Source organism: Solibacillus isronensis (assembly GCF_023715405.1).
Taxonomy (GTDB): domain Bacteria; phylum Bacillota; class Bacilli; order Bacillales_A; family Planococcaceae; genus Solibacillus; species Solibacillus isronensis_B.
In genome coordinates this window covers 221,743-245,792 of sequence record NZ_JAMBOC010000002.1, presented here as the reverse complement: position 1 = coordinate 245,792, position 24,050 = coordinate 221,743, and the positions used below count along the sequence as shown (strand labels likewise).

Here is a 24,050-nt window from a genome sequence, read left to right as displayed (position 1 = left end):
ATCCATTTTAGAACAATTCTGAGTACTACTAAAATACTATAATAAATATAATAAAACTGAAGGGGTGAAGAGATTGAAAGCTTTAGTATTTAAAGGTAATAAAGTTTCGGATTTCACGAATTACGCAGATCCAACAATCGATGAAAACGGCATTATTGTCAAAGTCATGGCAAATGGGGTATGCCGTAGTGACTACAGTATGTGGTATAGCGAAAATGCCCCAAATACAGAAATTTGTGGACACGAAATGACAGGTGTTGTAGAAGAAGTGGGTGAAAATGTTAAAAACTTCAAACCTGGCGAACGCGTGTTAGTTCCATTTTCAGGTAGTGACGGCACTTGCCCACATTGCTTAGAAGGAAATACGAATCTATGCGATAGCTTCCTAGTTCCAGGAGCTACTTTCAATGGTGGCTATGCAGAATATTTAAGTATCCCGTTCGGTGATCGTAACTTATTACACTTACCAGATGCGATTTCGTTCTTAGACGGCGCTGCATTAGGATGCCGTATGATGACTGCTTTCCACGGTATGATCGACCGCGCTGAGGTAAAAACAGGCGATAAAGTAGCCGTATTTGGGTGCGGCGGGATTGGCTTAAGTGCTATCAATATCGCTTCGAACGTTGGTGCAACAGTAATCGCCGTTGATATTAACGAAGATAACCTTGAGCTTGCCCGTCAAATGGGAGCAAAGTATGTAATCAACGGAAAAGAAGAAAACTTAATCGAACAAATTGCAGATTTAACAGGTGGAGGCGTAGATATTTCTGTTGATGCATTAGGTAACCAAACAACTGCTGTAAACTCATTACAAGCGTTGAAGAAAAAGGGGAAACACCTTCAAATCGGTGTAGTACGCGCTGATGGCAGCGGTACAATGGTAATTCCAACAGACTTGATCGTTATGAAGGAAGCGCAATTCATTGGTACTTTAGGTATGCCAATCAGTGGTTTTCCTCGCCTCCTAAGCTTAGTTGAGCAAGGGCGTTTACAACCTGGTAAAATGGTAACAGCCGAAATCTCACTATCAGAAGTACCAACAATCTTCGACAAAATGTCCCGTTTCGAAACAAAAGGCACTTATGTCGTAACAGATTTCACGAAATAACGATAAGGCAAAAGTACGAGGCGTAAAACCTGTAATTTTGACCTAATACAATTAGGCAATAAATAACTAAGAGCTACAAATAACATACAATACTAAAAAACGGTGGCGGCTGAAGGGAAATCCTTTAGCTACCACCGTTTTTATAATGAATAATTTCGCTTCCTTATTCCTTCACCTGCACAAAAACATACAACTCCGCATAGCGTTGATTGCCATAGGATTGAGCATTTTGAACGATGATTTTAAGCTTCGCGCGGTCGTTTTCTGTGGTGATTGTAGCATCTTCTAAAGTTAACTCGCTGTGATCACCTGTAAAGAGGGTGTCTAGTTCCTCCAACGGCCATGCTAAAAGCTCTTGCTCGTCTTTCTCTAACACGAGCTGGTCTTTTTGTAAACGGAGCTGCATATTGTTTGCTAATTCAAAGCGTCGGTGCATTGAATTTTGTGAAGCGGATACTTGCACAAAATAATCGTAATGATCAATCGCAGTAATAACCTGTTCATCCCAATCTAAGTTCGTCGTATAATACACTTCATTCGTGTAATCTTTATATTGTTGCGAAAAACCAAAGATTTTATCGAACGGTTTATTTGGTAGCCACGCAATGTCATAATCCAACCGCTGCAAATAATCAAATTTCTCCGTAATGAATTGTTTATCCTCATTAGAAATTTCCGGATTCGGCTGAACTTCTCCATTGTACATATTGAGCGATTGTAACCGCTCCTGCAGCAGATTTTCCTGATTGTTTTTACTGATCGTAAAGGCATCAACAGGTGGGATGACAGAAAGTAAACTAAACCCGATGAAAATCGGTGCAACAAGCCATTGCTTTTTTGGCATGAATGTCAGAATTAGTGCGATAATGATGGCAAATAATCCGAATAAAATAACAAAATATCGGCCATGTGTCATGCCGGTCTCTCCAATTTTCATGATAGAGACAACGAGCTGATAAAGCACAATGACAAGTAATACTTTCGGGAAAATGAGACGGAACCATTTCGTTAATACATTATTAATCTGGTAGCTTAAAAAGTACACGATGAGTACCGTTGTCGCGAAATACACTAATAATGGTTCGAGTAAATTTTCCGACCAGTCGGTGAAATGCAGTGCGATATAAATTACTAAAATGACAGCATACACCATTGTCAGCGGTACGATTACGTATGAAAGCAACACCTCGAGAATAGGAGCGCGTTCCTCTTCCTTCATTGTCAGGGACAGGAAGAATAATGGCATGAACAATCCAAATACAATCGCCGCGATATACTCGATGATATGTGAATTGACCGAAAACAGTAAATAATTGATCGCTGCATAGATGAGCATTAATCCTACAAAGATGACGATGGAGAAGAAGGCTGTGATGAGTACGCTTTTAAAAATATGGAAAAACCGTGCACTGAAGTTTTCCTCTCCGCGCCATATAAAGCCCATCATGAGCGCACTGACAACAACGCCTGTTTGGATCGCTAATACAAGATCATTGGAGCTGCTAATCCAGAAGAAAAGCCCTGTAAAAAAAATTGCGATGCTATACGTTATGACATGTTTGGCAAATAAGTCAGCTACAGAAGCAGCAAATACAGCAACAACAAGCGTTGCCAGCCATTTTTCGTAATTTGCCACAGTACCGCTAATTTCTGCTACATTCACGAAGAATAAGACGACTAAGAGCACAGTAGCTAGTGGAAATGCTTTGATTGCCTCGGTTATTGCTGCAAATTGTTGAAAGATTCGATTAAACCTCATCAAAGATACCCCCCTTTATGTCTTCATTATATGCTTTTATTTTAGATGCTCAAGCTAATCATTTTCATTGAATCGACAAATGAATAGATTTATTAATTAGAACTTTCAGAAAACTCCTTATAATATCGCTGCGGGTGCTGCGCTGTTAATCGTCATGGGTGGCACAGAAAAAGATAGTAAAGTAGCAGGGCGCGGCGGTATTTTTTGCGGGATTATGCTAGGTCTATTAATTATTCTGATTAATGTCGCGATGTTCGTAAAAATCGACGTGGTGGCAGGGGTAGATATGCCAACATTAGAGCTGGCCAATCAAATTCATCTAGCGGTAGGTGTTCTTATGTCAATCGCACTCTTAGGAATGATGTACAATACGGCAGTCGGTATGTTCTATGCCTATACCGTACGTTTCTTTGCACCACACAAGTTTAGTAGGGAAAGTTTACTCAACGATGGGCTATTTAGGGTTTGCTTTAATTCTTATCGTGATTGTTGCATGGATTCGACGAAAAAAGTTGAAACAAACGGAAACTATACCTCCTTTTAAACAACTTTCGAATAGGGAAGTGTCCTAGACTTTAGTTAGTTATAACCAAATGCCATAGATTAATATATACACATTATAAAAAGCTCTAATTGCTGTGATATCAGCGTTTAGAGCTTTTCTGATTGAATAATATTTATGCAGTAATTTATACAGAGAAGTTACACCAGTGATGCAACAGTATTTTAGCTTATAGAGGCAGTTTCCCATATTGTAACAAATCGTGTATATTTCTTATAATGACACGAAAAATGGAGTTATCAATGAAAAAATACAACTTTATTAAAAAACAATTATCCAAAACAAATAAGAAGAATGACGAAAACTATGTGGTATCACGGATTTGGCATTTGCTGAATAATACGGAAGTGAAAATGATTACTCAGCAATATATCGTCCGGGACGTAAAAACAAAAACCTACGCGCTAGCAGATATCTATTTTCCACAAATCAATATGATTATTGAAATTGATGAGCCCTATCATTTAACAGAAGAAATGGTACTGAGTGATTCTATGCGTCAACACGATATCGTACAAGCGATTGAATGTGAGATCATTCGTATAAAAGTTATCAATGATTTGCAGGAAATGAATGAAAGAATCGACTCAGTAGTTTTACATATTCGCCAACGGTTTGAAACAATGGATTATAAGGTATGGGATGTTGAACAGGAGTATAATCCAATGACTTACGTACATAGAGGATACATGGATGCAACGGAGCACATTGCCTTCAAAACGGTAAAAGATTGCTGTAACTGTTTTGGAGCGGGGTATAAAGGATTGCAAGGAAGTGGGGCCAAACATAAGTTTCAGGAGGCCATCGATATTAAAACGTTAAAATTTTATCCGAATGCCAGTTGGGATAATGAACTAAACGCGGACGAACAATTCTTCACAGAGTATCATACCGACTTAGAATTTAATACAGCTTATATGAAGAAACGACTGTATGAGCTAAGACAAGAAATTGCGTTATTTGCTCATGTCCGAAGTGAATTTGGTGGGTTTGAATATGTATTTAAAGGGTGGTACAAAGTGAATCAGAAGCGAACGCTGGAGTTAGGGAAGGTTTGCTACGAGCGTGTATCAACTATAATGCCGACGTATTTTGAAGGGAATCAAGAGCCGTTTGAGAAAGTGGCAAAAGCCATCTACAATAACCAGGAAATTGCATTTTTCTATGACAAGGAAGAGCTTCATCGCTTTCAGGAGAAGTACAAGAAGGCGGAAATTACATACGAATTAATATAAAATCCTCTAAAGCGCCCTCTGAAATTTTTAAGTCTACTAGCCCTTATAGTATGTATCCAAATTAGTGTAGCAGATTGGGCGGAATCGGTCTTATTTGTATAAAATTTAATCTAAAAACAAACAAAAAAACCAAACAAAAAAGGAGTAGCAACTACTCCTTTTCTTGAACTATTTTACAGGAATATTAGTTTCTAGGATCTACATAATCCGGATAATCAGAAATGATTGCGTCAACGCCCATTTCAAATAGGAAGTCTGCTGCTTCTTGACTACGAACCGTCCATGAACCAATTTGCATTCCAAGAGAGTGAACTTGATTCACTAATTCTTCCGTCACAATTCCATAACTTGGGTTAAACCAATCCGAATAAGTTGAAAATTCCTGTAAAGCTTCTAATGTTGTATCTGCTCGGTTAGAAGTTAATACACCGATTGGAACTTGAGGAAGAAGCTGATCCATTTTTTTTATTGATTCAAAGTTAAAAGATTGAATAATGATTTTTTCATTTTGTGGTTTATCGAGATTTCGTTCTATTAATGCTGCTGCTACTTGTTCTTCAATACCAGGGTAAAGCTCTGGGGCCTTTAATTCTATTAAAATTCCAACTTTTCCACGGTAAAGATCTAGAACTTCTTCAAATGTTGGGATTGGTTCTCCTGTAAATTGTTCCCCTTTCCAACTACCTGCATCAAGACTTCTAAGCTGTTTAAATGTTAAATCTCCAACTTTTCCCGTTCCATCTGTTGTACGATCTACCGTTGTATCATGAATCAATACTAATTCACCATCTTTACTTCGTTGAACATCGATTTCAATATAATCGGCTTTCATATCAACTGCTAGATCAAAAGCGGCAATCGTATTTTCAGGTGCATAAGCTGTTGCACCACGGTGTGCTACATTACTCACTTGTTTTCTTTCACCTACTGTTGGTTCTTCTGCAAATGATTGACTGAATGGGCTTAATAATAACGATAAGGCCATACCTGTTCCCACTAATAATTTTTTGCTCATTTCTCCATCTCCTATCTAAAATATGATTCATATTTATTTTAGAAAAGGGATGTTAATAGAATATATAGATATATGTATAGCTTAATAAAGATTATGTTAACGAAATTCGCTCTTTTTCCTTACGATTATTTACAAAACTAGTAATAGAATAGTAATGGAATTGTATTCTCTACTGCTATATTTTACCTACTACACTCGGGTGAACTCTAGTATTTCAAGGAGCGAGCGCTATCTGTTGTAAGGATTACGCTCTTTTCATAGGGGGCGAATGAAATTGATCTTAATGATGTTGAGCTATGTTTTATGAATCATTTTAGATCTCAGACAGTAGGGGCTATAAGAGGTGTTGTTATGAACAACGAGAAAGAGTCACAAGTTTACATGGATGCCGTGAAGACGATTTCAGATCGATTATCATAAGAGGAGTTGGCTAAAAGCACAAGGAAGAGCTTCACCTAGTGCTAGTATTAGAGGTTCCGTAACCTGAAAGCATGTACCTTTTTTAGAGTAATTGGAATAGAGGATTTCGGTAATGAACCGAAGTTCTCTTTTTTTTGCTGTTCATGGGAGCTTTTACTCCGATACTAATCAGGAGTCATAATATATCTGCGCCTGGCTTAAGAAATCTACGGAAACACTAATAAAAAAATTTTTTAAAATAATCTGTAACGAAATAGAAGGTCATGGTATTAATACTACGAACAACAAGAAGGTGAGGGCAGTTATGAACAAGCTAGAGGAACAATATGAACAAATTCATCCAAAACTCTATGCGTTTTTTTTATCCAAGACAGGAAATCGGATGACTGCTCAAGATCTTTGCCACGATACCTTTTATGAGGCCTGTAAAAGCATTGGCTCCTTTAATGGACATTCCACCTTGTCGACATGGATATTCGCAATTGCGGGGAATTTGTTAAAAAAATATTACCGGAAAAACAAGTATCAGCAAAGCTTAATGCAAAAACTCGCAGCGATTCCGGAAACTGAAATGCAATCAATAGAAGAGTTGGCAGAACTCAATGAAGACACGAGAACACTTTTACATCATATTTCAAAATTAGATGATGCCTCAAGGGAAATTGTATTGCTGCGTATATACGGAGAACTGAGCTTTGCAGAAATTGGTGTCTTAATTGGTAAATCGGAGAACTATGCGCGGGTGACATTTCACCGGCTGAAATTAAAGATTCAAAAATTAATGGAGGTGACTTTATGAATAAGGAATGTCCGATTATACAAGACCTTTTACCTTTATATGAGGAAGATTTGCTTCAGCTAGGGACAAAACAATTTGTCGAAGAACACTTGAAAAGTTGCCAAGAATGCCGCCAGATTGCAGAACAATCTCAAATTCCGCTACCTGTGGAAGTAGAACAGGGTGGTGGCTCTAAAAAAATGATTCGGAAAATCACGCTGAAGCTGACAACGATACAGATTTTCTTTGTTGCGATTGCCTTTATATTGGCGATGGGGACGACCGTGATGAATAACAATAGTGGATTTATCCTGACCTATGCCTTATTGGGCGCAGTTACGTATATGTTTTACCGTTCAATTCTTATTGCCGTTCTGCTTGCAGGGGTACCGAATTTCATTTGGAACTGTCTGTTGTATATGACGGACTGGTTCGGATTATTTTATGCAAACAGTTCTTCGGAAGCTTTTTTCATCGCACTCACAGCCGTGATTGTCCATTTAATATTTACTTTTATCGGCATTGCGATCGGCTTTTGCATTCTTAAAATAAGAGAGGAAAATTAATATGAAAAAGAAAATACTATATAGCGTGATTGCTGTTTTATTAATTGGTGTCCTAGTATTCGCTTACATGCAAATGAGCGGAAATACAGTGCATAAACAAAGAGCAAAGGAGAGCCTGGAAACATTTTTACAACAAACTTATCCAGACATGGCCTTTGAGATAAAACAGGTAGGGTACGGTTGGACGGATGTCACGTATGAGTTTGAAGTAGTGAAAAAGGATTCGCTGGCAGTTGAAACGACGTATACGTTTTATGTCTCTGGTATGGAGCCTTATGAAGTTTTTAGTGATACTATTCATGAAACGAACATAGACAAAGAGGTATCCAACAAGCTGAGCGCAGAAGCAGAGCAGTATATTTTAACACTTCTTCAAGGAGAAGTACCGCAAGTTAATTCAGTGTCTACTGATGTGGGTGTATACGACAATGTTGCCGAGGCATGGACACCGAAGCTAAAAACACCCAAGCCGATGCACATAATGCTTGAGATTGAAAAAGGCGATTTGACAAAAGAACAAATGCTGCAACAATGCAAGACCATACAGGAGTTACTGAATAATGAATCCATTAATTATTATCTGACTGAGGTAGGGTATCGCAGTGTGGAAAACGGAGAAGAAATTTATGAATATGCCAGCTTTACTCCAGATCAGGAATTGACATTGAATGATTTAGATTAAAGCGAATTTCTGTAATAGCATTGGTCCAGATAGGGCATAATAACTTAGATTGATAATTTGCCTCTAAAATGATGCAGTTGTATATTTAATTTGTTAGTAACAAAAATTTATTAACGATACTGGGAACAATCACGTTAGGTTTGTGATTTTTCTGAGAAGGAGAAATTGTATTGAAATTAAAAGACAAGGTAGTGATCATTACAGGTGGTGCTGGCGGTATTGGCGCTGGTATGGGGCGTGCAATGGTAAAAGAGGGCGCCATTGTTGTGGCAGTTGATCTTAATCCGGAAGCAGGCGCAAACGTATTAGCGGATTTACAGCAACACTCACCACAATCTAGCTTTATTGAATTTGATTTAACTAAGCATGATCAACTAAAAAATGTCGTGGAACAGGTTGTCGAGAAATATGGCCGTTTAGATGTGTTGGTAAATAATGCACATGCTTCTAAACAGGTACCATTCCTTGAAACAACACCAGAACATTTGGCATTGTCAATGGATACAGGCTTCTATCCTACATGGTATTTAATGCAGGCGGCTATTCCACATTTAAAGAAAACACGCGGCAATATTATTAACTTTGCTTCAGGTGCCGGGTTAAAAGGGCATAAAACACAAGCTGCCTATGCCGCAGCGAAAGAAGCGATTCGCGGGATTACGCGTGTTGTAGCAAATGAATTTGGTGCGGATGGTGTTACAGCGAACCTGATTTCACCAATCGCTAATTCAGAGGGTGTACAAGCATGGGCGAAAGCACAGCCGGAATATTATGAAGGTGTACTTGCAGGTATTCCGATGGGTAAATTCGGTGATCCGGAACAAGATATCGGACGCGCTGCTGTCTTTTTAGCTTCGGAAGACTCTAAATATATAACAGGTCAAACATTGATGGTTGATGGCGGCTCGATTATGCTTCATTAACATCGTACATTAACTAAATAAAACAAACGGATAAAGGGATAACTCCCTGATACCTCTATAGAACATGCGAAGGCGCTTTCTTTTAAGAAAGCGTCTTTTTTTGCTCGAGAATATTATATGGTAAAGGTTTCTTTTATTGATTTCTCCCTAATTAATGACAGTTTACTTTTATATCGGTGGGGAAACGGAGTTAGAGAGAAGGTTAAATCGCGTTTTTGAAGAAACATGAACCGAGATTGAAAACCTTCTACATGCCCCCATAAACTTGGCATTGTGAAACAAAATATTTAAGTATCTTTTAAGATAGTAAAAAGAGAACTGCTATTAAAAGCTCTTAATACAAGGAGAGAATATCATTATGAAAATAAAAGCTGCAGTAACTCCTAAAACGGGACAACCTTTTGAAATCAGTGATGTTGAATTGCCTGAAATAGGTACAAAAGAAGTAATCATAAAAGTAGTAGCATCTGGGATTTGCCATACTGATGTTTCCGGGAGAGACACGGGTATGGTCAATCCACCCTCCGTTCTTGGTCATGAAGGCGCTGGAATTATTGAAGAGGTGGGGTCTGAAGTAACGGAACTGCAAAAAGGAGACCATGTGGTTGTCTCATTTGCAAGTTGCGGAGAATGCGATAATTGTATAGCGAATCACCCTGCACATTGCAGAAATTATGCCGAACTTAATTTAAATAGTCATATTGATCAAGATACGAATACATTGGTGTCCAGATTCTTTGGACAATCTTCATTCGCGACATACTCACTCGTCAATGAAAGGAATGTCGTGAAAATTGACAAGGATATGGACTTGGCATTGGCGGCTCCTTTAGGCTGTGGGTTACAAACAGGCGCTAGTACTGTTTTAAAAGTACTTAAGCCTGAAGCAGGTAGTTCTGTTGCGGTATTTGGTGTTGGGGCCGTTGGATTAAGTGGAATAATGGCTGCTAAAATTGCGGGCTGCGAAAATATTATCGCAGTTGATCTCCATGATAATCGCTTAGAACTTGCGAAAGAGTTAGGTGCAACAGCTACTATTAATAGTCGCAATGTAAATGTTGCGGAAAAAATCAACGAAATTACAGGTAAGGGTGTTCAGCATGTACTTGATACGACTGGAGTAGATATGGTAGTTGAACAAGCAATCCTATCATTAGATGCTTTTGGAAAAATAGCTACTGTTGTTACTGATTTTAGCCTTAATATACCTTTGGAAATCTTGGCACTAAAAGGCGGCAGCATTGTAGGAACGAGTCAAGGTGATGCAATTCCACAAAAATTTATCCCGGAATTGATTTCATACTATAAAAAAGGACAATTTCCATTTGATCGAATGGTAAAATTTTATGATTTTGAACAAATCAATAAGGCATTTGAAGAATCAGAAAATGGTTCAGTTATTAAGCCTGTTTTAAAAATGAAGTAAGAAAATGCACCTTTCAAGCAATTGTTGTTTGAAAGGTGCTATCATTTTTTTAATATACTTGATAGTAGTACCCCATATAGTAATACAGGTAAATGCAGTTTTATTTCTCAAAAGGAATACTCAACAAATCTGGAACTGTGACAAATTCATATCCTTGTTCTTGCAGTTTTGGAATAATTTGTTGCAGTGATAAGATTGTATTCGTTCGATCCCCAGACGATTCTGCACCATCATGCATGAGAATAATCGCGCCTGGATGAATGTTGTCTACTACTCTCGATGCAATTATTTCTGGCGGATCTTCCTGCCAATCCAATGAATCAACATCCCAGGCAATTACGTAATCGTTCATGTTCCCAAGCTTTTCGACTAATTCATTGTATAGGAAGCCATAAGGTGGTCTAAATAATTTTGTCCGGTAACCAATAATTTCGTTAAGGGCATCTTCCGTTTTCGTTACTTCCCTCTCAAGCGTTCCGAGGTCAGCTTCCTCGACAAGGTTAGGGTGGGCGTAGGTATGATTTCCGATTACATGACCCTCGTTTTGCATTCGCTTGACAATCTCAGGGTTAGCGACGGCTTTTGAACCTAATACGAAGAATGTTGCTGGGACATTGTACTGTTTTAATACATCTAATACGTCATTTGAAAATCGAGGATCAGGACCATCATCAAAAGTTAAAGCAATTCGTTTTTGATCTGTAGGACCTTGTATGAAAAATATTTCTGGATACCGTTGTTGTAAAATTCTTAGGTCAACAGGCTGCTCAGGATCCTGCTCGGAATTTTCCGTTTCTGCTTTAAGGTCAGATAAGTCTTGTTCCGCATTTTCCTGTAAGTCAGCTTTCAACAATTGCCTTGCGCCATCTGCTGCATAAACGCTCATGATAGCTGTTATAGAAAAACAAAATACAAACCCCGTAACCAACAACCACTTGATTATTCGTTCTTTCATCCATTCATCTCCTTTCTTTTTTATATTGATGCCCCTTTTAGTTAGGTCTATCCTAACTTAAATGTGTTTATATTTCTCATATTTGTTTAGCAAAGTAATTGTGAATGTTTGATCCGTTTTCATTCATAATCTCAGGTGTCCGGCGAAAAGGATGGTAATCGTCAAATAGCCCCAACACTAGCGGAGGTGGGGCTTATTGTATATTTAGTGCCAGTTCTAATCACTTTAAATAAAAAGATGAACCATCAATGATTTCTACATCTTCACGAAGTTTTATTTCCTCCATCAAATGAAATAACGCTTCATCTTTCTTTTTTGCCTCAATCATACAATGTATTTCCGGTACTGTTCCTTTGATTTCATTTAAAAATCTGAAAAACATTTCTACGTCCACATAATCGGAATGATGGCGGAATTCTTTCTCGCTTTTAGGACTTGAAATATGCATTTTTATTGGCAACGAGGAATCCTTCCAAGTAGCGACAATTCGGTCCCACTTATCATTCCATTTTTCATTGTAATGATGAGCGAGATGGTGATGATAATCAAATACAAGAGGTATATCTAATTTTTCACACAAATAGAGCGTATCATCAACTGTAAAAGAAGTATCATCATTTTCAAGGATAATCATCTTTTGAATGGCTCTTGGAACATCCATCCAATTATCAACGAATTGCTCCAGGGAATTCTCGGTTTCTTTATAGTTCCCACCAACATGAAGAACACATCGGTGTGTCGGATCTATTTTCATTCCCTTTAACAATAAATAATGCATTTTTAACGTTTTTATAGAGTTTTTGACTACTTCTGTTTTAGGTGAATTCAAAACGACAAAATGGTCTGGATGAAAGTCAATTCGTATATTATGTTTTGTTGCATACTCACCAATTTCAGCTAACTTCTCTAATAAGGGTTTTATATAATTCCAATCAGGCAGTTCTTCATGGTTAGCTAGAGGAATCAATCGAGAGGTTAACCGATAGAAATGAATTTCATTAAAGACATTATGTTTTAATAACCTAAATGTATTTTCTAAATTTTTCAGTGCAATCCGCTCTAATTTTCGTATGGCCGCTTCCCGATCCTTAATTTTTTGAAACTGTGTAAACGTCATCGTTTGAGAGGGAGAAGCATTTTTCAGCTCCATACTCATCGCAACATATCCTAATCGTACAATCGTCATTAATCCACCTCATCTGTAGTATGCATGGTTGTAGATAAATTTATTATCCAATACTGCATTCCAATGAAAATGAATCGTATTTTTTTATAATCAGATGACGATTTCCTTTTAACTCCAGCTAACCGAATTTTTTTAGGGAATGGCAAATTTGCATTTTTAGCTAAAAAGTATGGTGAGTGGGGTATATAAAAAGTAGATTCAGCAACTTAAGTAGTTAGGAGAATGTTTAATAAGAATCTATAACCTACTTTTTATGAATGCCTACTTAAGTTGCTAATTATTACAGAGAGGAGCTAGAAGCATGTTCTCGATAACATTGGAAAGTTTTATTCGAATTATCACGGTTGGCATTCTTGCTTATGTTGGTCTAGTCTTCTTTCTACTGATTTCCGGGAAACGGTCATTAACCCAATTAAATGCTTTCGATTTAGTGGTAACAGTAGCCATTGGTTCTGTACTCTCTACAATTTTATTGAGTAAAGATGTGAGCTTGCTAGAGGGACTGTTAGCATTTGTCCTGTTGATTTTATTGCAATTCTTATTGACCTTCACATCTGTACGGTGGAAAAAATTCAATAAACTCATTAAGTCAGAGCCGAGCTTGCTCTATTTGAACGGTTCCTTTCTTAGAGAAACGATGAAAAAGGAAAGAATTAGCGAGGGCGATATACTCCAGTCTGTACGAAACGATGGAATTGGAGACTTAAAGGAAGTGAAAGCCATCGTTCTTGAAAACGATGGCAGCTTATCAGTTATTAATGGAGAACTGGGAAATACCTTGGCTAATGTAAGTTTAACTAGAGAAAGCTAAAGAGTTTCCAGGAATTCAATGAGTGCCAAAATCCTTTATGATCATGGATTTTGGCACATTTCTTTTTTACGGACTATGGATAGATAATTCGCCTGTTTTGATACTAAATTAATGATCTGATCATTTCTTTCATACTGTTAATTACCTTCGGGGTTGTGAAGGTAATTAAAGTAAAAAAGAAGTAACAATTAGTTAATTTAATATCATGTTTAGAATTTATTGTTCCGACCAAACTAAGTAAATGACTTGGAATTTTGGGAGGTTAAATTAATGAGTAATAAGCAGTCGGTTTTAGGTGAAATTAAGCAAGCGCAACAACTACTGTCAGATAAAGCATGTATTGAAAATAACTTAATAGAACTTAAAAAGCCAGTTCCGATCTCCTTCATGAAATTATTATTAGTAAGTACCTTATCGATAATTTTATTAGTATTAGTTGATCTTGACGATGGCATTATATTTTATATAAGTACGGTGGTCATAATATCGACTTTTATTTACTTATTTCGTACAAGTGAAAAGTTAACAAATCAGAAGTTGGAAAATAATCAACACCAAATAAATGAATTGAATCAGAAGGAAACGGAACTAAACAATACTTTAAAAACACTCAATATAGGTCCGAAATATTTAGATTTGAACATACTGGGCAAATTTGAAAATTATCTATTAAACAACCTTGCAGATACATTAAAGGATTGTGCGATAGAATATGCGAGAGAATGTGAGCAAGAAGAACAAATGGCAGAGTTAAGGAAAATTCATGCTAAACAGGATGAATTACTTAGTGAAGTCAGCAGGATTAAAGAAAATAATGAAACGTTCGAAATTGAAGATTTTAAAAGAAGGATGAAGATAGATTAAAGTTCTAAAAATAAAATTCACGTTAAATTATGAAAAGGCATGTTTTGAAAGTTCGATTCAAAACATGCCTTTTGAAGTATAAATTTAGTGATATAAAAATTAGGATAAGAAGCGTTGATTGTTTTTCCATATAAGTCATTATTACGGAACAATCACAGCAACATCAATGTTCCTTCTTATCCCTATACATATAAGCATCCGCCTCTTGGACAAGCTTCTGAAAACTCTTTCCATGCTGAGGGTAAATCGCATATCCGACAGAAGCCTCGACATTTGGGAAGTTTCCGGCATTTTTCAGTGTGATTGCTTGCTGGAGTTCTTTTACATAGTTGTCAGCTGTATCTTCATTCAGATTGTCTACGACAACGACGAATTCATCGCCGCCCCATCTTGCAACTAAATCATGTTTCCCGACAAATGTATCCAATGCTGTGGTAACTTGCATGAGCAGTTCATCGCCTTTTTGATGACCGAATACGTCGTTTACTTCTTTAAATTTATTTAAATCGAGCATGATGACCCCTAATGATTGTTTTTTTATATCGCTTATTTTAGCAGCCTTGTGAAAGTGCTCTTCTACTGTACGGCGGTTATAGGCACCGGTTAACGGATCTCTTTCTGACAGGTATTTGACCTTATCAAATTGCTTGCCGGCCCACCATGCGATACTGAGGAAAAGGGCTGTTAAAACAAAAAATGTCCAATAAAAGGGCAAAGCTAAATACTGATGATAGTAGAAATAACGGATTATATTAAATAAGAGAACGATTCCTGTTGCCAATATTCTTCCTCTGTAGGGCATGTTATCACCTTGCTTACTTCTATATTTTAAAAAGTAATTTTATAATATTCTCGAAATTCTGCCAAGTGAGTGGTGAGAATTTCAAATTCATCGAATTTTGTTTAAAATCCTCACCCGGTACGCCTTGAACATAATATATACGATGATGTATATAAGAATCGAGGAAATCACTATATTACACATGGCCCCTGTTAAAAAGGTGAATCCGCTCGAATGGGAATTCACAAATCCAGTATACGTATGTTCAATCGCATCTATGTATTCTACTTCATCGACTTCTTCGACTTTAATAGTTCGGTCGAGTAGTAAGCTCCCGACTTTATAATTTAAAAAGAAAAGCAGAGGCCAAATAAATGTGCCTAGAACACCGCCGACAAGTGCGGAAACGGTATTCGCCTTCATGAGTCTTGCCATACCGACAGAAAGAACGGGGCCGAGTCCGAATGTAGGAAGCCAGCTAGGAATAAACCCAATTGTTACCCCTGACGCAACTTGATGTGGACCCGATTTAAGCCGAAATAGCCGGAGTAAATTATATTTAATGACGCGTGTTATTTTCATAGATGTCTATCCTCTCCAAGTACTTCATCGCAAATGTAACAATCAATACCGAGGTGTCTCCTATAGACAGATTATACCGAACGTAAGAAAATTCTTATGCTATTGTATTAAAGGAATAAAATGTTTTATGAGAAGTAGATTGTAAATTATACAATATCTGTCTAAGTCGAACATTACAAGCAAAAGTGCCCCCTGAAAAATCAGGAGGGCACTTTTGGCTAACATTTAATAAAACAGTTGCATAGAGGCCTAAGCGGGTAGTGTACTGGATCTATGCTTTTTTCTAATTTTCGTTTCCGTCACAGTAAGAAGCGACTACAGCAGCCATTGCTTTGGCACTTATAATGAGGCTTTCTTCATTAATATCAAATTTAGGATGATGATGCGGATATGCTTCACCTGACGCTGGCATCGCACCGACATAGAAGAAACAGCCCGGTACTTTTTCAAGATAATAGGCAAAATCCTCTGAAGGCGGCAGTGGCGGTGTTTCTAAAACGGCTTCCACTTCAGGAATGGCTGCCAGCTCCAAAGCCTGACGTACATGTTCCGTTACTACGGGATGATTATTCAGAACAGGGTAGTCGTTGAGGTAGTCTAGATGACATGTGACGCCAAATGATTTTTCCAACCCTTCTGTAAAAGCACGAACTTCAGCTTCTACTATTTCCCGGGTTTCAGGGGTCATTGTACGAACATCACCTTCGATTGTCACGGAATCCTTTATCACGTTAAAAGTACCTTTCCCGTCCAGATTTCCAATCGTAACGGACGCTGTATCAAATGGGTTAATGCGGCGGCTGACGATTGTTTGCAGATTCATGACAAATGAACTTGCGGCAATAATTGCATCATTTGCAAGATGCGGGGATGATCCATGTCCGCCTTTACCTTGAACGACAAGTTTAAAATAGGATCTGCCTGTTTGCGTGTTGCCGCTTCTGTAATAAATATGACCTGTCTTCATGTTGCTCATGACATGGATTCCGATGATAGCATCAACGCCATCCAGTACACCTGCATTGATCATTCCGATCGCACCACCTGGAGGCGCTTCTTCAGCGGGTTGATGAATTACTTTAATCGTACCTTTTAATTCATTTTTAAACTCCGCCAACGTTTGCGCCAAAACGAGCATATAGGCTGTATGACCGTCATGCCCACATGCATGCATGACCCCTTCATTTTTTGAAGCGAAAGGCAGACCGGTTTCTTCCTGGATTGGCAACGCATCGAAATCAGCACGAATGGCAATTGTTTTTCCTGGTTTTGCCCCTTGAATCGTTACAACGACACCACGTTCGCCCCCAAAGTTTGTTTCAACTGAATTGACCGGAACATCAACATAAAACTCCTGAATATACTTGGCTGTCTGCTCTTCTTGAAAGGAAAGCTCCGGATGTTCATGGAGATAGCGGCGGATTTCAATAATGCGATCCTTTTTTTCATCTAATCTTTTCATTAAATTGTCTAATAACATTTGATAATCTCCCTATTTATAAAATGGACATGGCTGATCAATGCATGTCCATTCGGTATTTAAATCGTTTCTAAGTTTTGAGCTTCCTGCTTTCTTCCGCCCGAAGTAGGTCGATTCGGTTTTAGACCGGCTGCAGCGATGATTCCTAAAACGGCACAGGCAATGATGTACAGAAATGCAGAGGCATAAATTCCATCAAATACTTCAATTAAATAGCCCATAACCATTGGTGCGAGGAATGCTCCAATCATTCCGCCAAGATTAATCATTCCAAAAGTTGACCCAATCACATTTTTCGAGAATAATTTATGCGGAAGGCTGAAGATGATCGCTACAATTGGTCCGTGGAAAAGCATACAGATGGATTGGTAAATAATAACGAGAGTGACTGACGGCGCATTGAATAATAAATAAAGAGATCCGATCATGATGATGAAGCTTATAATCGCAAGGTATTTCTCTTTTCCCATTAATAAAGATTTAATCAGCTGCCCGCCGACGATAACTCCTATAGCACCAGCCAGAGCCGGGATGGATGTCAGCATCCCCATCGACATCAAATCAAGGCCTCTCACATCTACAAGATATGGCGGCATCCATGAGATAAGCCCCCAAATGACCGTACTTACGCCAAACCACATAATGGCCAACTGCCAGCTTGTAGGAATTTTTAACACATCTTTAAAGGATGCTTTTTGGACTGTTTCTTCCTCAACTAGTTCTACCTGCATATTTTGCGGACTTAAATAATACCAGAGTAGGGCTGCAACAAAGAGACCTAAAATTCCAATCGCGAAAAAGAGGTTTTGCCAGCCGATCCATACAAGTAACGGGGTGGCGATTAAAGGAGCAATCACACCTCCAAGTGAATTCGATGACATCATGATCGTTTGGGCACTTGTCCGTTCTTTCTTTGGAAAGACATCTGCTATTGCTTTTGAACTTGCAGCAGGATATCCGCCTTCACCAAGACCGAACATGAAACGAATAATAATCATCGACATTAAAGACCAGGCCATGCCGGTAAAAACGGTAAATAAAGACCATAAAACAATGGAGATCACAATGACCTTTCTGGAACCGAATTTATCGGCAAGCCACCCCCCAGGTAATTGCATTAATGCATAACCGGCAAAAAAACTACTCAGTACAACACCCATTACAGACGGACTAAGATTAAAGTCTTTTGCAATTTCCACAATTCCGACATTCATTGCCATTCTGTCAAGATAGGATAAACACCATCCTAAAAATAGCAGTGAAAGTATTATGTGCCTCTTTTTATTAGGAACTTGTTCATTTTTCATAAATAACCTCCCCCTGAAATTTACTCATCCAATGTGAATGTAGCTATATGAATATAAGAAAACGATTGGAATAAACAATTTTTCGAGTATGATAATTGTTTAATCAAGAAAAAGTAAGCGTTTTCTATATTCAATATTTATTGAATATTATATAATTTCAGAAATGTCGTGCACATGTGCAGACAAACAAAGTTATGGAGAGAAAGTTGTTGAATTCAACAAGGGGGAGAATGAATGGAACAAAATGAGGCGTTGCTCAAACAATTAAGTAGGGAAAATCAAAAAGCCCAAAACCATGTGGTGAATCTAATGGAAAGCTTTCGCGCAATTAATTCGACACTTGAATTGGATGAAGTACTTAAAAAAATTATGCAATCTGCATTGAAGATTGTCGAAACAGCAGAGGCTGGTTATATACAAATGTATGATGCGATCTCGGATAAGCTGATCGTAAAGACATATGTAGGTTTTAATGAAAACATTAAATTTTTTAAAGTTAACATAGGTGAGTCCATTACAGGAAAGGTGTTCAGGGATGGCGATATAAGGTTAATTATCTCAACGGAAGAAATTTATAATAGCATGGCAAATTTAAGTGAGGAGAATCTTGAATTCATTACGAAGGCTCACCAAAATAGCCCTACTATTAAATCCATTTTGTCTGTTCCTGTAGCACTTGGAACAAAAACGATGGGGGTTATGACATTTCACTGTTTTGATGTAGAAGATGGCCTAAGTGAAACGGATTTGCTACTTCTGCAAAGTTTCGCTTCCCAAGCAGCAACTGCGCTATATAATGCACAGCTTCACACGAAAGTTCAAAATAGCCTGGATGAAGTTACCCATTTATCAAAAAAGCTGAAAGAAACGAATGCGATGTTAGAGAAACGTACAGAAATTCATACGCACCTCACGAAGTTATCTGTTCAGAATAAAGGACTGGAAGCAATTATCCTGGAAATGAATAAGTTAATGGAGAGAAAGCTTGTCTATGCGGATTACCTTGAAGGAAATTACGTCCCCCAGCATATTCAACATATCGCTACCATTCTGGACGATATATTCTTGCTCTTTGCGAATAAAACTGAGGCTAGTTATGTATCAACGTACGATTCAGTTCAAATTGATTGCTATATTTATCCGATTCGGTCAGGCTCTGTTTTTTTAGGGTGTCTGATTGTAGAAGGGAACACCCCTCTATCACAACCCGATCAGTTGATTATTGAGCAAGGAGCTCTGACTCTCTCGCTTGAAATTATGAAGCTTAGATCCCAGACTGAAATTATGTACAAGAAAACCTATGAAACCTACCATCGTTTTTTGGAAATTAGAAATCTCCAGCAGGCTGAGCTTGTTGCGCAGGAGTTAGGAATTCATCATGATCATTTTCTCCAAATTGCTTTAATTGAGCTAGATGGAAATGCGGATTTGCTTTCACTTGAAAATGATGCACTGCTTCTTCTAGCACATCTAAAAGAGAAGTTACGTTTAGAGAACAGTCTTTTGTTTAGCTACAATAATAAAATTACCGTTCTATCCTTTACCCGAGATTCAGCTGGAGAAGGCATGATTACGAACATATTAAAAAACGGTATGAATTGGTGGAATGAGCGGTTTACAGTAGTAGCCCGGGGAGGATTAAGCACAGGACAATACTCTCCCGGCCAAGCTAAAGATTATCATATGAAAGCGGAAAAGGCTCTTCTTCATTTGAAAAAACAAAAGGAAAAAGGCCTTCTGCATTACCGGGATATTGGCATTAGTACGCTTTTTTTACATCATCCTGCTGAAGAAATTAACTCATTTCTAAGTGAAACGTTTTCTGTATTGTGGAATAACAATGAAACAAACGATGAACTTCTCCATACGCTTTTCACGTATATACAAAACAACCGTTCCATGGCAACGACGGCAAAGGAACTCCATATTCATACAAATACGCTCTATCATCGTATAAAAAAAGTTGAAGACTTATTAAAAATTGACTTCAACCATTACGAAGATCATCTAAAAGTACTGCTGGCTGTGTATCTTTATAATACCTTTATGACCGATTGACATTCAGTCGAAAGAGGCTTAAAACTTATATTTTTTATAATTCAGATAAAAATTGGCGATTCATTTTGTGAAAAAAAGGGTAATGGTAAGAAGCCGATTAATTAAAAAGCTTATCAAAGGGTGGCATCACGATACTAAACAGAAAAGGGGATATGGACTATGCTACAACTATTTTTTAACGACGATCATTTAATTTCAATTACGGGGGATCAGGATATTTTATCGAAAGTACCTGACAATTATAAGCATTACGATTTAATTAAAATCAGAAGTGAATTGGTTACTACAGAACATTTAGTAGAGGCTTTCGAATTTGCTTTACGTAAAAAGGATACAGGGGCAGTACATGCAGCGGCCTATTATGCTAAATTAAAAAATATGTACGTTCAGAAAAAACGTGCTCTCACTAATAATTAACATGAAGATGTGAGCTTGTTAAATGAAAATTCGTTTCTACATATGAGCATCACCATAAAATACGAAATGGAAAGCATGGGAAACATGGCACAACTGACGTGCCATGCTATCGCCAGGCTTTTTTTGTGTGCAAATTTGTTTTAGGGGAAATACAATCCCCTAGGAAAAAGCTTATCACCCAAAATACCCCTTAAATATACAAAATTACTATATAAATATAAAGAAAAATCTAAAAATTTGCATAACTCATTGCTATCTCCTTTATATTTTGCTATTCTTTTAAACATTAAACTTCTAGGGGGACGCATATGGAAAGTAAAGCTGGTAAGAAAAAATTGGTTGATAGGTTTCTTGACGGAATTGAACGAGCGGGAAATAAACTTCCGGACCCAGTTACGTTATTCGTTATTTTAGCATTTTTTGTTCTTGCGCTATCACTGATTCTATCAAAACTTGGGGTTTCTGCCGTTAAGCCAGGAACTGACGAGACGATCGAAGTAATCAATCTATTGAATCGTGAAGGACTCATACAAATTGTTACAAACATGGTCAGTAACTTTACTGGATTCGCGCCACTTGGCATCGTAGTTGTGACAATGATCGGTATTGGGGTAGCTGAAAACAGTGGCTTAATATCAGCATTAATGAAAAAGACCGTTTTAAGTGCTCCTAAAAAAATCATCTTGCCTGTTATTTTATTTACAGGTCTTGTCGGGAATGTTGCCGCAGACGCAGCCTTCATTATTTTACCTCCAATTGCCGCCATGATTTTCATGAGTGTCGGACGAAATCCGTTAGTTGGGTTAATTGCTACCTATGCAGCCATTGCCGGAGGATTCAGTGCAAATATTATTATTTCGTCTTTAGACGTATTATTACTGGGCATTACACAAACTTCAGCCCAATTGGTTGATCCTACATATACCGGACTTGCAACAATGAACTACTACTTCCTGATCGTTTCGACATTTGTATTAGTTGTTGTCGCAACTTGGGTAACAGGTAAATTCGTAGAACCTCGCTTTGGTAAGTACGGCGGGAAAATAGAAGTGGCTGAACCACTGACAGCTTTAGAAAACAAAGGGCTTCGCTGGGCAGGGGTTGTTACATTAGCATACATCATTTTAATGGCGATTTTGGTAGTACCGGAATCAGGGCTACTGCGTAATCCGGAAGATAACGGCTTTTTAAATTCACCGTTTATGACGGGTATTGTACCAATTATGCTGTTCTTCTTCTTACTACCGGGCTTAACATACGGTATCGTTACGAAAAAAGTGAAATCGGACCGTGATGTAGCGGAACAAATGTTTAAATCAATCGGTGACCTTTCTTCATTCATCGTATTGGCATTCGTAGCAGCACAGATGATTGCCTATTTCGGATGGAGTAACATTGGACCAATCTTAGCAATTAAAGGCGCAGAGTTTTTACAAAATATGAACTTTACCGGCGCACCAATGTTTATCGGGTTCATTATTATTTGTGCATTCATCAACTTACTGATCGCAAGTGCATCGGCTAAATGGGCATTACTTGCTCCGATTTTCGTACCGATGTTCATGTACTTAAACTACTCACCAGCTGTAACACAAATGGCGTACCGTGTAGGGGATTCGATTACAAACCCGATTACACCGATGCTTGCTTACTTTGCAATTTTACTGGCATTTGCTCGACGCTATGACAAAAATATCGGAATCGGTACGTTAATCTCAGCGTTACTGCCTTACTCAGTATTCTTCGCAATTATGTGGATTATTTTATTCGCAATCTGGTTCTTACTTGGCCTGCCATTAGGACCTGGCGACGGCATTTACTTGAAATAATAGTCAGGATACACGAATATTATTTGAAAAACAGACAACTTAGAAAATGGGGATGGAAAACATGACGAATATTTTTGACATACTGGAACAGCATTTTGATGAAATGGTAGCGATCCGTCGTTACTTGCATGAAAACCCGGAGCTTTCACATGAAGAGGTGGAGACGCCAAAATATATTGCGGAATACCATCGTGCGCTTGGACATGAAGTGCGTGAAGGGGTAGGGGGACGCGGGGTAGTGGCTACATTACGCGGTGGTCAACCTGGTAAAACGGTGGCATTACGTGCTGATTTCGATGCACTGGCAATTCAGGAGCAAAATGATGTCCCTTACAAATCGAAGGTGGATGGCCGAATGCATGCATGCGGTCATGATGGGCATACAGCGTCACTCCTTGTATTGGCAAAGGCACTGAACAAAATCCAGGACGAGATTCAGGGGAATGTTGTATTCATCCACCAATTCGGTGAAGAAATTGCGCCGGGTGGAGCGATTGCGATGATTGAAGATGGCTGCCTGGACGGAGTAGATGTCATTTTCGGCCAGCATTTATGGGCACCGGTAGAGCATGGGAAAATTGCTGTATGCGAAGGTCCGTTAATGGCTGCAGCAGATGGCTTCTACATTACGATTAAAGGAAAAGGCGGACACGGTGCGAAACCACAGGAAACGAAAGATTCGATTTACATCGGGTCACAATTTGTTGTGAATGCCCAACAGCTTTTAGGCAGACGTATTAGTCCTGTGAAACCGGCAGTTATTTCGGTATGTCACTTTGAAGCGTTAAACCCATTTAACGTCATTGCCGACTCGGTAAAAATCAAAGGAACTGCACGTGTATTTGATGAAGAAACGCGTGACCTGATTGAACGTGAGCTGGAAGATGTTCTGAAGGCGGCTTGCTTGGTGATGAAGGCCGATTACGAATACGATTATGTGCGCGGATATTCGGCTGTTATTAATGACCGGGAAACAACAAGATTCTTTATCGAACAGGCAAGACAAACGCCGGGTGTTGAGGAAGTGGTTATTTGCGAACCGGAAATGGGCGGAGAGGACTTTGCCTACTACTTAGAAAAAGTACCGGGAACATTTTACTTCACAGGTGCCCGTGACCCTGAGAAAGAAGAAGCGTACCCGCACCACCATCCAAAGTTCGATATCGATGAGCGTGCACTTCTCGTTGCAGCAAACACACTTGCAAAGGCGACATTAGAGTATTTAAAGAAGCATGCTGTGAGTCGTGTTATATAAACATAGAGAAGTTAAGGGACATAACATAGTTTTGTGTTATGTCCTTTT

General features: G+C 38.4%; 21 protein-coding genes and 1 pseudogene. 14 read left to right on the top strand and 8 right to left on the bottom strand.

Annotated features, from left to right (window positions below; all coding sequences use genetic code 11):
* Positions 1 to 73: 73 nt before the first annotated feature.
* Positions 74 to 1,111 carry a zinc-binding dehydrogenase gene (locus tag M3166_RS12985; protein ID WP_251690264.1) on the top strand — a complete coding sequence of 346 codons (1,038 nt, stop codon included), beginning with the start codon at positions 74 to 76 and terminating at the stop codon, positions 1,109 to 1,111.
* A 163-nt stretch (positions 1,112 to 1,274) separates the two neighbouring features.
* Here M3166_RS12985 and M3166_RS12980 read toward each other — a convergent pair whose 3' ends face one another.
* Positions 1,275 to 2,870: a DUF4153 domain-containing protein gene (locus M3166_RS12980; protein ID WP_251690263.1), complete on the bottom strand. Its 1,596-nt coding sequence runs from the start codon at positions 2,868 to 2,870 to the stop codon at positions 1,275 to 1,277.
* 118 nt (positions 2,871 to 2,988) lie between these two features.
* On the opposite strand from M3166_RS12980, the pseudogene M3166_RS12975 reads away from it, so the two are divergent.
* Both M3166_RS12975 and M3166_RS12970 read left to right on the top strand, forming a co-directional pair.
* Positions 2,989 to 3,442: pseudogene (locus M3166_RS12975) on the top strand (hypothetical protein); the annotation flags it as partial.
* A 232-nt stretch (positions 3,443 to 3,674) separates the two neighbouring features.
* Positions 3,675 to 4,667, top strand: a complete 993-nt coding sequence (locus M3166_RS12970) for an AbaSI family restriction endonuclease (protein ID WP_251690262.1) — start codon at positions 3,675 to 3,677, stop codon at positions 4,665 to 4,667.
* Between the two features lie 184 nt (positions 4,668 to 4,851).
* Here the strand turns inward: M3166_RS12970 and M3166_RS12965 are convergent, their stop codons facing one another.
* The gene (locus tag M3166_RS12965) at positions 4,852 to 5,682 is read right to left on the bottom strand and encodes a glycerophosphodiester phosphodiesterase (RefSeq protein ID WP_251690261.1); all 831 of its coding nucleotides are present in this window, start codon (positions 5,680 to 5,682) and stop codon (positions 4,852 to 4,854) included.
* Between the two features lie 724 nt (positions 5,683 to 6,406).
* Here M3166_RS12965 and M3166_RS12960 point away from each other — a divergent pair.
* From M3166_RS12960 to M3166_RS12940, 5 genes are all read left to right on the top strand, one after another.
* Positions 6,407 to 6,901: an RNA polymerase sigma factor gene (locus M3166_RS12960; protein ID WP_251690259.1), complete on the top strand. Its 495-nt coding sequence runs from the start codon at positions 6,407 to 6,409 to the stop codon at positions 6,899 to 6,901.
* Positions 6,898 to 7,446, top strand: a complete 549-nt coding sequence (locus M3166_RS12955; protein ID WP_251690258.1) for a zf-HC2 domain-containing protein — start codon at positions 6,898 to 6,900, stop codon at positions 7,444 to 7,446. The genes M3166_RS12960 and M3166_RS12955 overlap by 4 nt, the downstream gene beginning before the upstream one ends.
* 1 nt (position 7,447) lies before the next feature.
* On the top strand, positions 7,448 to 8,128 hold the full coding sequence (locus M3166_RS12950) for a hypothetical protein (protein ID WP_251690257.1): 681 nt from the start codon (positions 7,448 to 7,450) through the stop codon (positions 8,126 to 8,128).
* Between the two features lie 170 nt (positions 8,129 to 8,298).
* A complete protein-coding gene (locus M3166_RS12945; protein ID WP_251690256.1) occupies positions 8,299 to 9,051 on the top strand; it encodes an SDR family NAD(P)-dependent oxidoreductase in 753 nt (250 codons plus the stop codon).
* 358 nt (positions 9,052 to 9,409) lie between these two features.
* Positions 9,410 to 10,477, top strand: a complete 1,068-nt coding sequence (locus M3166_RS12940; protein ID WP_251690255.1) for an NAD(P)-dependent alcohol dehydrogenase — start codon at positions 9,410 to 9,412, stop codon at positions 10,475 to 10,477.
* Between the two features lie 100 nt (positions 10,478 to 10,577).
* On the opposite strand, the gene M3166_RS12935 is transcribed toward M3166_RS12940, so the two are convergent.
* The gene (locus M3166_RS12935; RefSeq protein WP_251690254.1) at positions 10,578 to 11,432 is read right to left on the bottom strand and encodes a polysaccharide deacetylase family protein; all 855 of its coding nucleotides are present in this window, start codon (positions 11,430 to 11,432) and stop codon (positions 10,578 to 10,580) included.
* Positions 11,433 to 11,652: 220 nt separating this feature from the next.
* Entirely contained in the window at positions 11,653 to 12,618 is a 966-nt protein-coding gene (uvsE, locus tag M3166_RS12930) for a UV DNA damage repair endonuclease UvsE (protein ID WP_251690253.1), read from the bottom strand.
* Between the two features lie 301 nt (positions 12,619 to 12,919).
* Here uvsE and M3166_RS12925 point away from each other — a divergent pair, with 301 nt between their 5' ends.
* Positions 12,920 to 13,429 (top strand): DUF421 domain-containing protein, encoded by a 510-nt coding sequence (locus M3166_RS12925; RefSeq protein WP_251690252.1) that lies wholly within the window; start codon positions 12,920 to 12,922, stop codon positions 13,427 to 13,429.
* Positions 13,430 to 13,699: 270 nt separating this feature from the next.
* Complete coding sequence (locus M3166_RS12920) at positions 13,700 to 14,293, top strand: hypothetical protein (protein ID WP_251690251.1); 594 nt, start codon at positions 13,700 to 13,702, stop codon at positions 14,291 to 14,293.
* Positions 14,294 to 14,456: 163 nt separating this feature from the next.
* Here the strand turns inward: M3166_RS12920 and M3166_RS12915 are convergent, their stop codons facing one another.
* The 4 genes from M3166_RS12915 to M3166_RS12900 all read right to left on the bottom strand — a co-directional run bounded on the left by M3166_RS12915 (position 14,457) and on the right by M3166_RS12900 (position 18,443).
* Positions 14,457 to 15,074, bottom strand: coding sequence for a GGDEF domain-containing protein (locus M3166_RS12915; protein ID WP_251690250.1), 618 nt, complete (start codon positions 15,072 to 15,074; stop codon positions 14,457 to 14,459).
* 108 nt (positions 15,075 to 15,182) lie between these two features.
* Positions 15,183 to 15,656: a DUF2062 domain-containing protein gene (locus tag M3166_RS12910; RefSeq protein ID WP_251690249.1), complete on the bottom strand. Its 474-nt coding sequence runs from the start codon at positions 15,654 to 15,656 to the stop codon at positions 15,183 to 15,185.
* Positions 15,657 to 15,939: 283 nt separating this feature from the next.
* Entirely contained in the window at positions 15,940 to 17,136 is a 1,197-nt protein-coding gene (locus M3166_RS12905) for a M20 family metallopeptidase (RefSeq protein WP_251690248.1), read from the bottom strand.
* A 59-nt stretch (positions 17,137 to 17,195) separates the two neighbouring features.
* Entirely contained in the window at positions 17,196 to 18,443 is a 1,248-nt protein-coding gene (locus tag M3166_RS12900; RefSeq protein ID WP_251690247.1) for an MFS transporter, read from the bottom strand.
* Positions 18,444 to 18,677: 234 nt separating this feature from the next.
* On the opposite strand from M3166_RS12900, the gene M3166_RS12895 reads away from it, so the two are divergent.
* The 4 genes from M3166_RS12895 (at position 18,678) to M3166_RS12880 (ending at position 24,002) form a co-directional block, all read left to right on the top strand.
* Positions 18,678 to 20,501 carry a helix-turn-helix domain-containing protein gene (locus M3166_RS12895; RefSeq protein ID WP_251690246.1) on the top strand — a complete coding sequence of 608 codons (1,824 nt, stop codon included), beginning with the start codon at positions 18,678 to 18,680 and terminating at the stop codon, positions 20,499 to 20,501.
* A gap of 159 nt (positions 20,502 to 20,660) precedes the next feature.
* The gene (locus M3166_RS12890; RefSeq protein WP_251690245.1) at positions 20,661 to 20,918 is read left to right on the top strand and encodes a UDP-glucose 6-dehydrogenase; all 258 of its coding nucleotides are present in this window, start codon (positions 20,661 to 20,663) and stop codon (positions 20,916 to 20,918) included.
* 308 nt (positions 20,919 to 21,226) lie between these two features.
* On the top strand, positions 21,227 to 22,747 hold the full coding sequence (locus tag M3166_RS12885) for an AbgT family transporter (RefSeq protein WP_251690244.1): 1,521 nt from the start codon (positions 21,227 to 21,229) through the stop codon (positions 22,745 to 22,747).
* Between the two features lie 61 nt (positions 22,748 to 22,808).
* Entirely contained in the window at positions 22,809 to 24,002 is a 1,194-nt protein-coding gene (locus M3166_RS12880) for a M20 metallopeptidase family protein (RefSeq protein WP_251690243.1), read from the top strand.
* Positions 24,003 to 24,050: the final 48 nt, after the last annotated feature.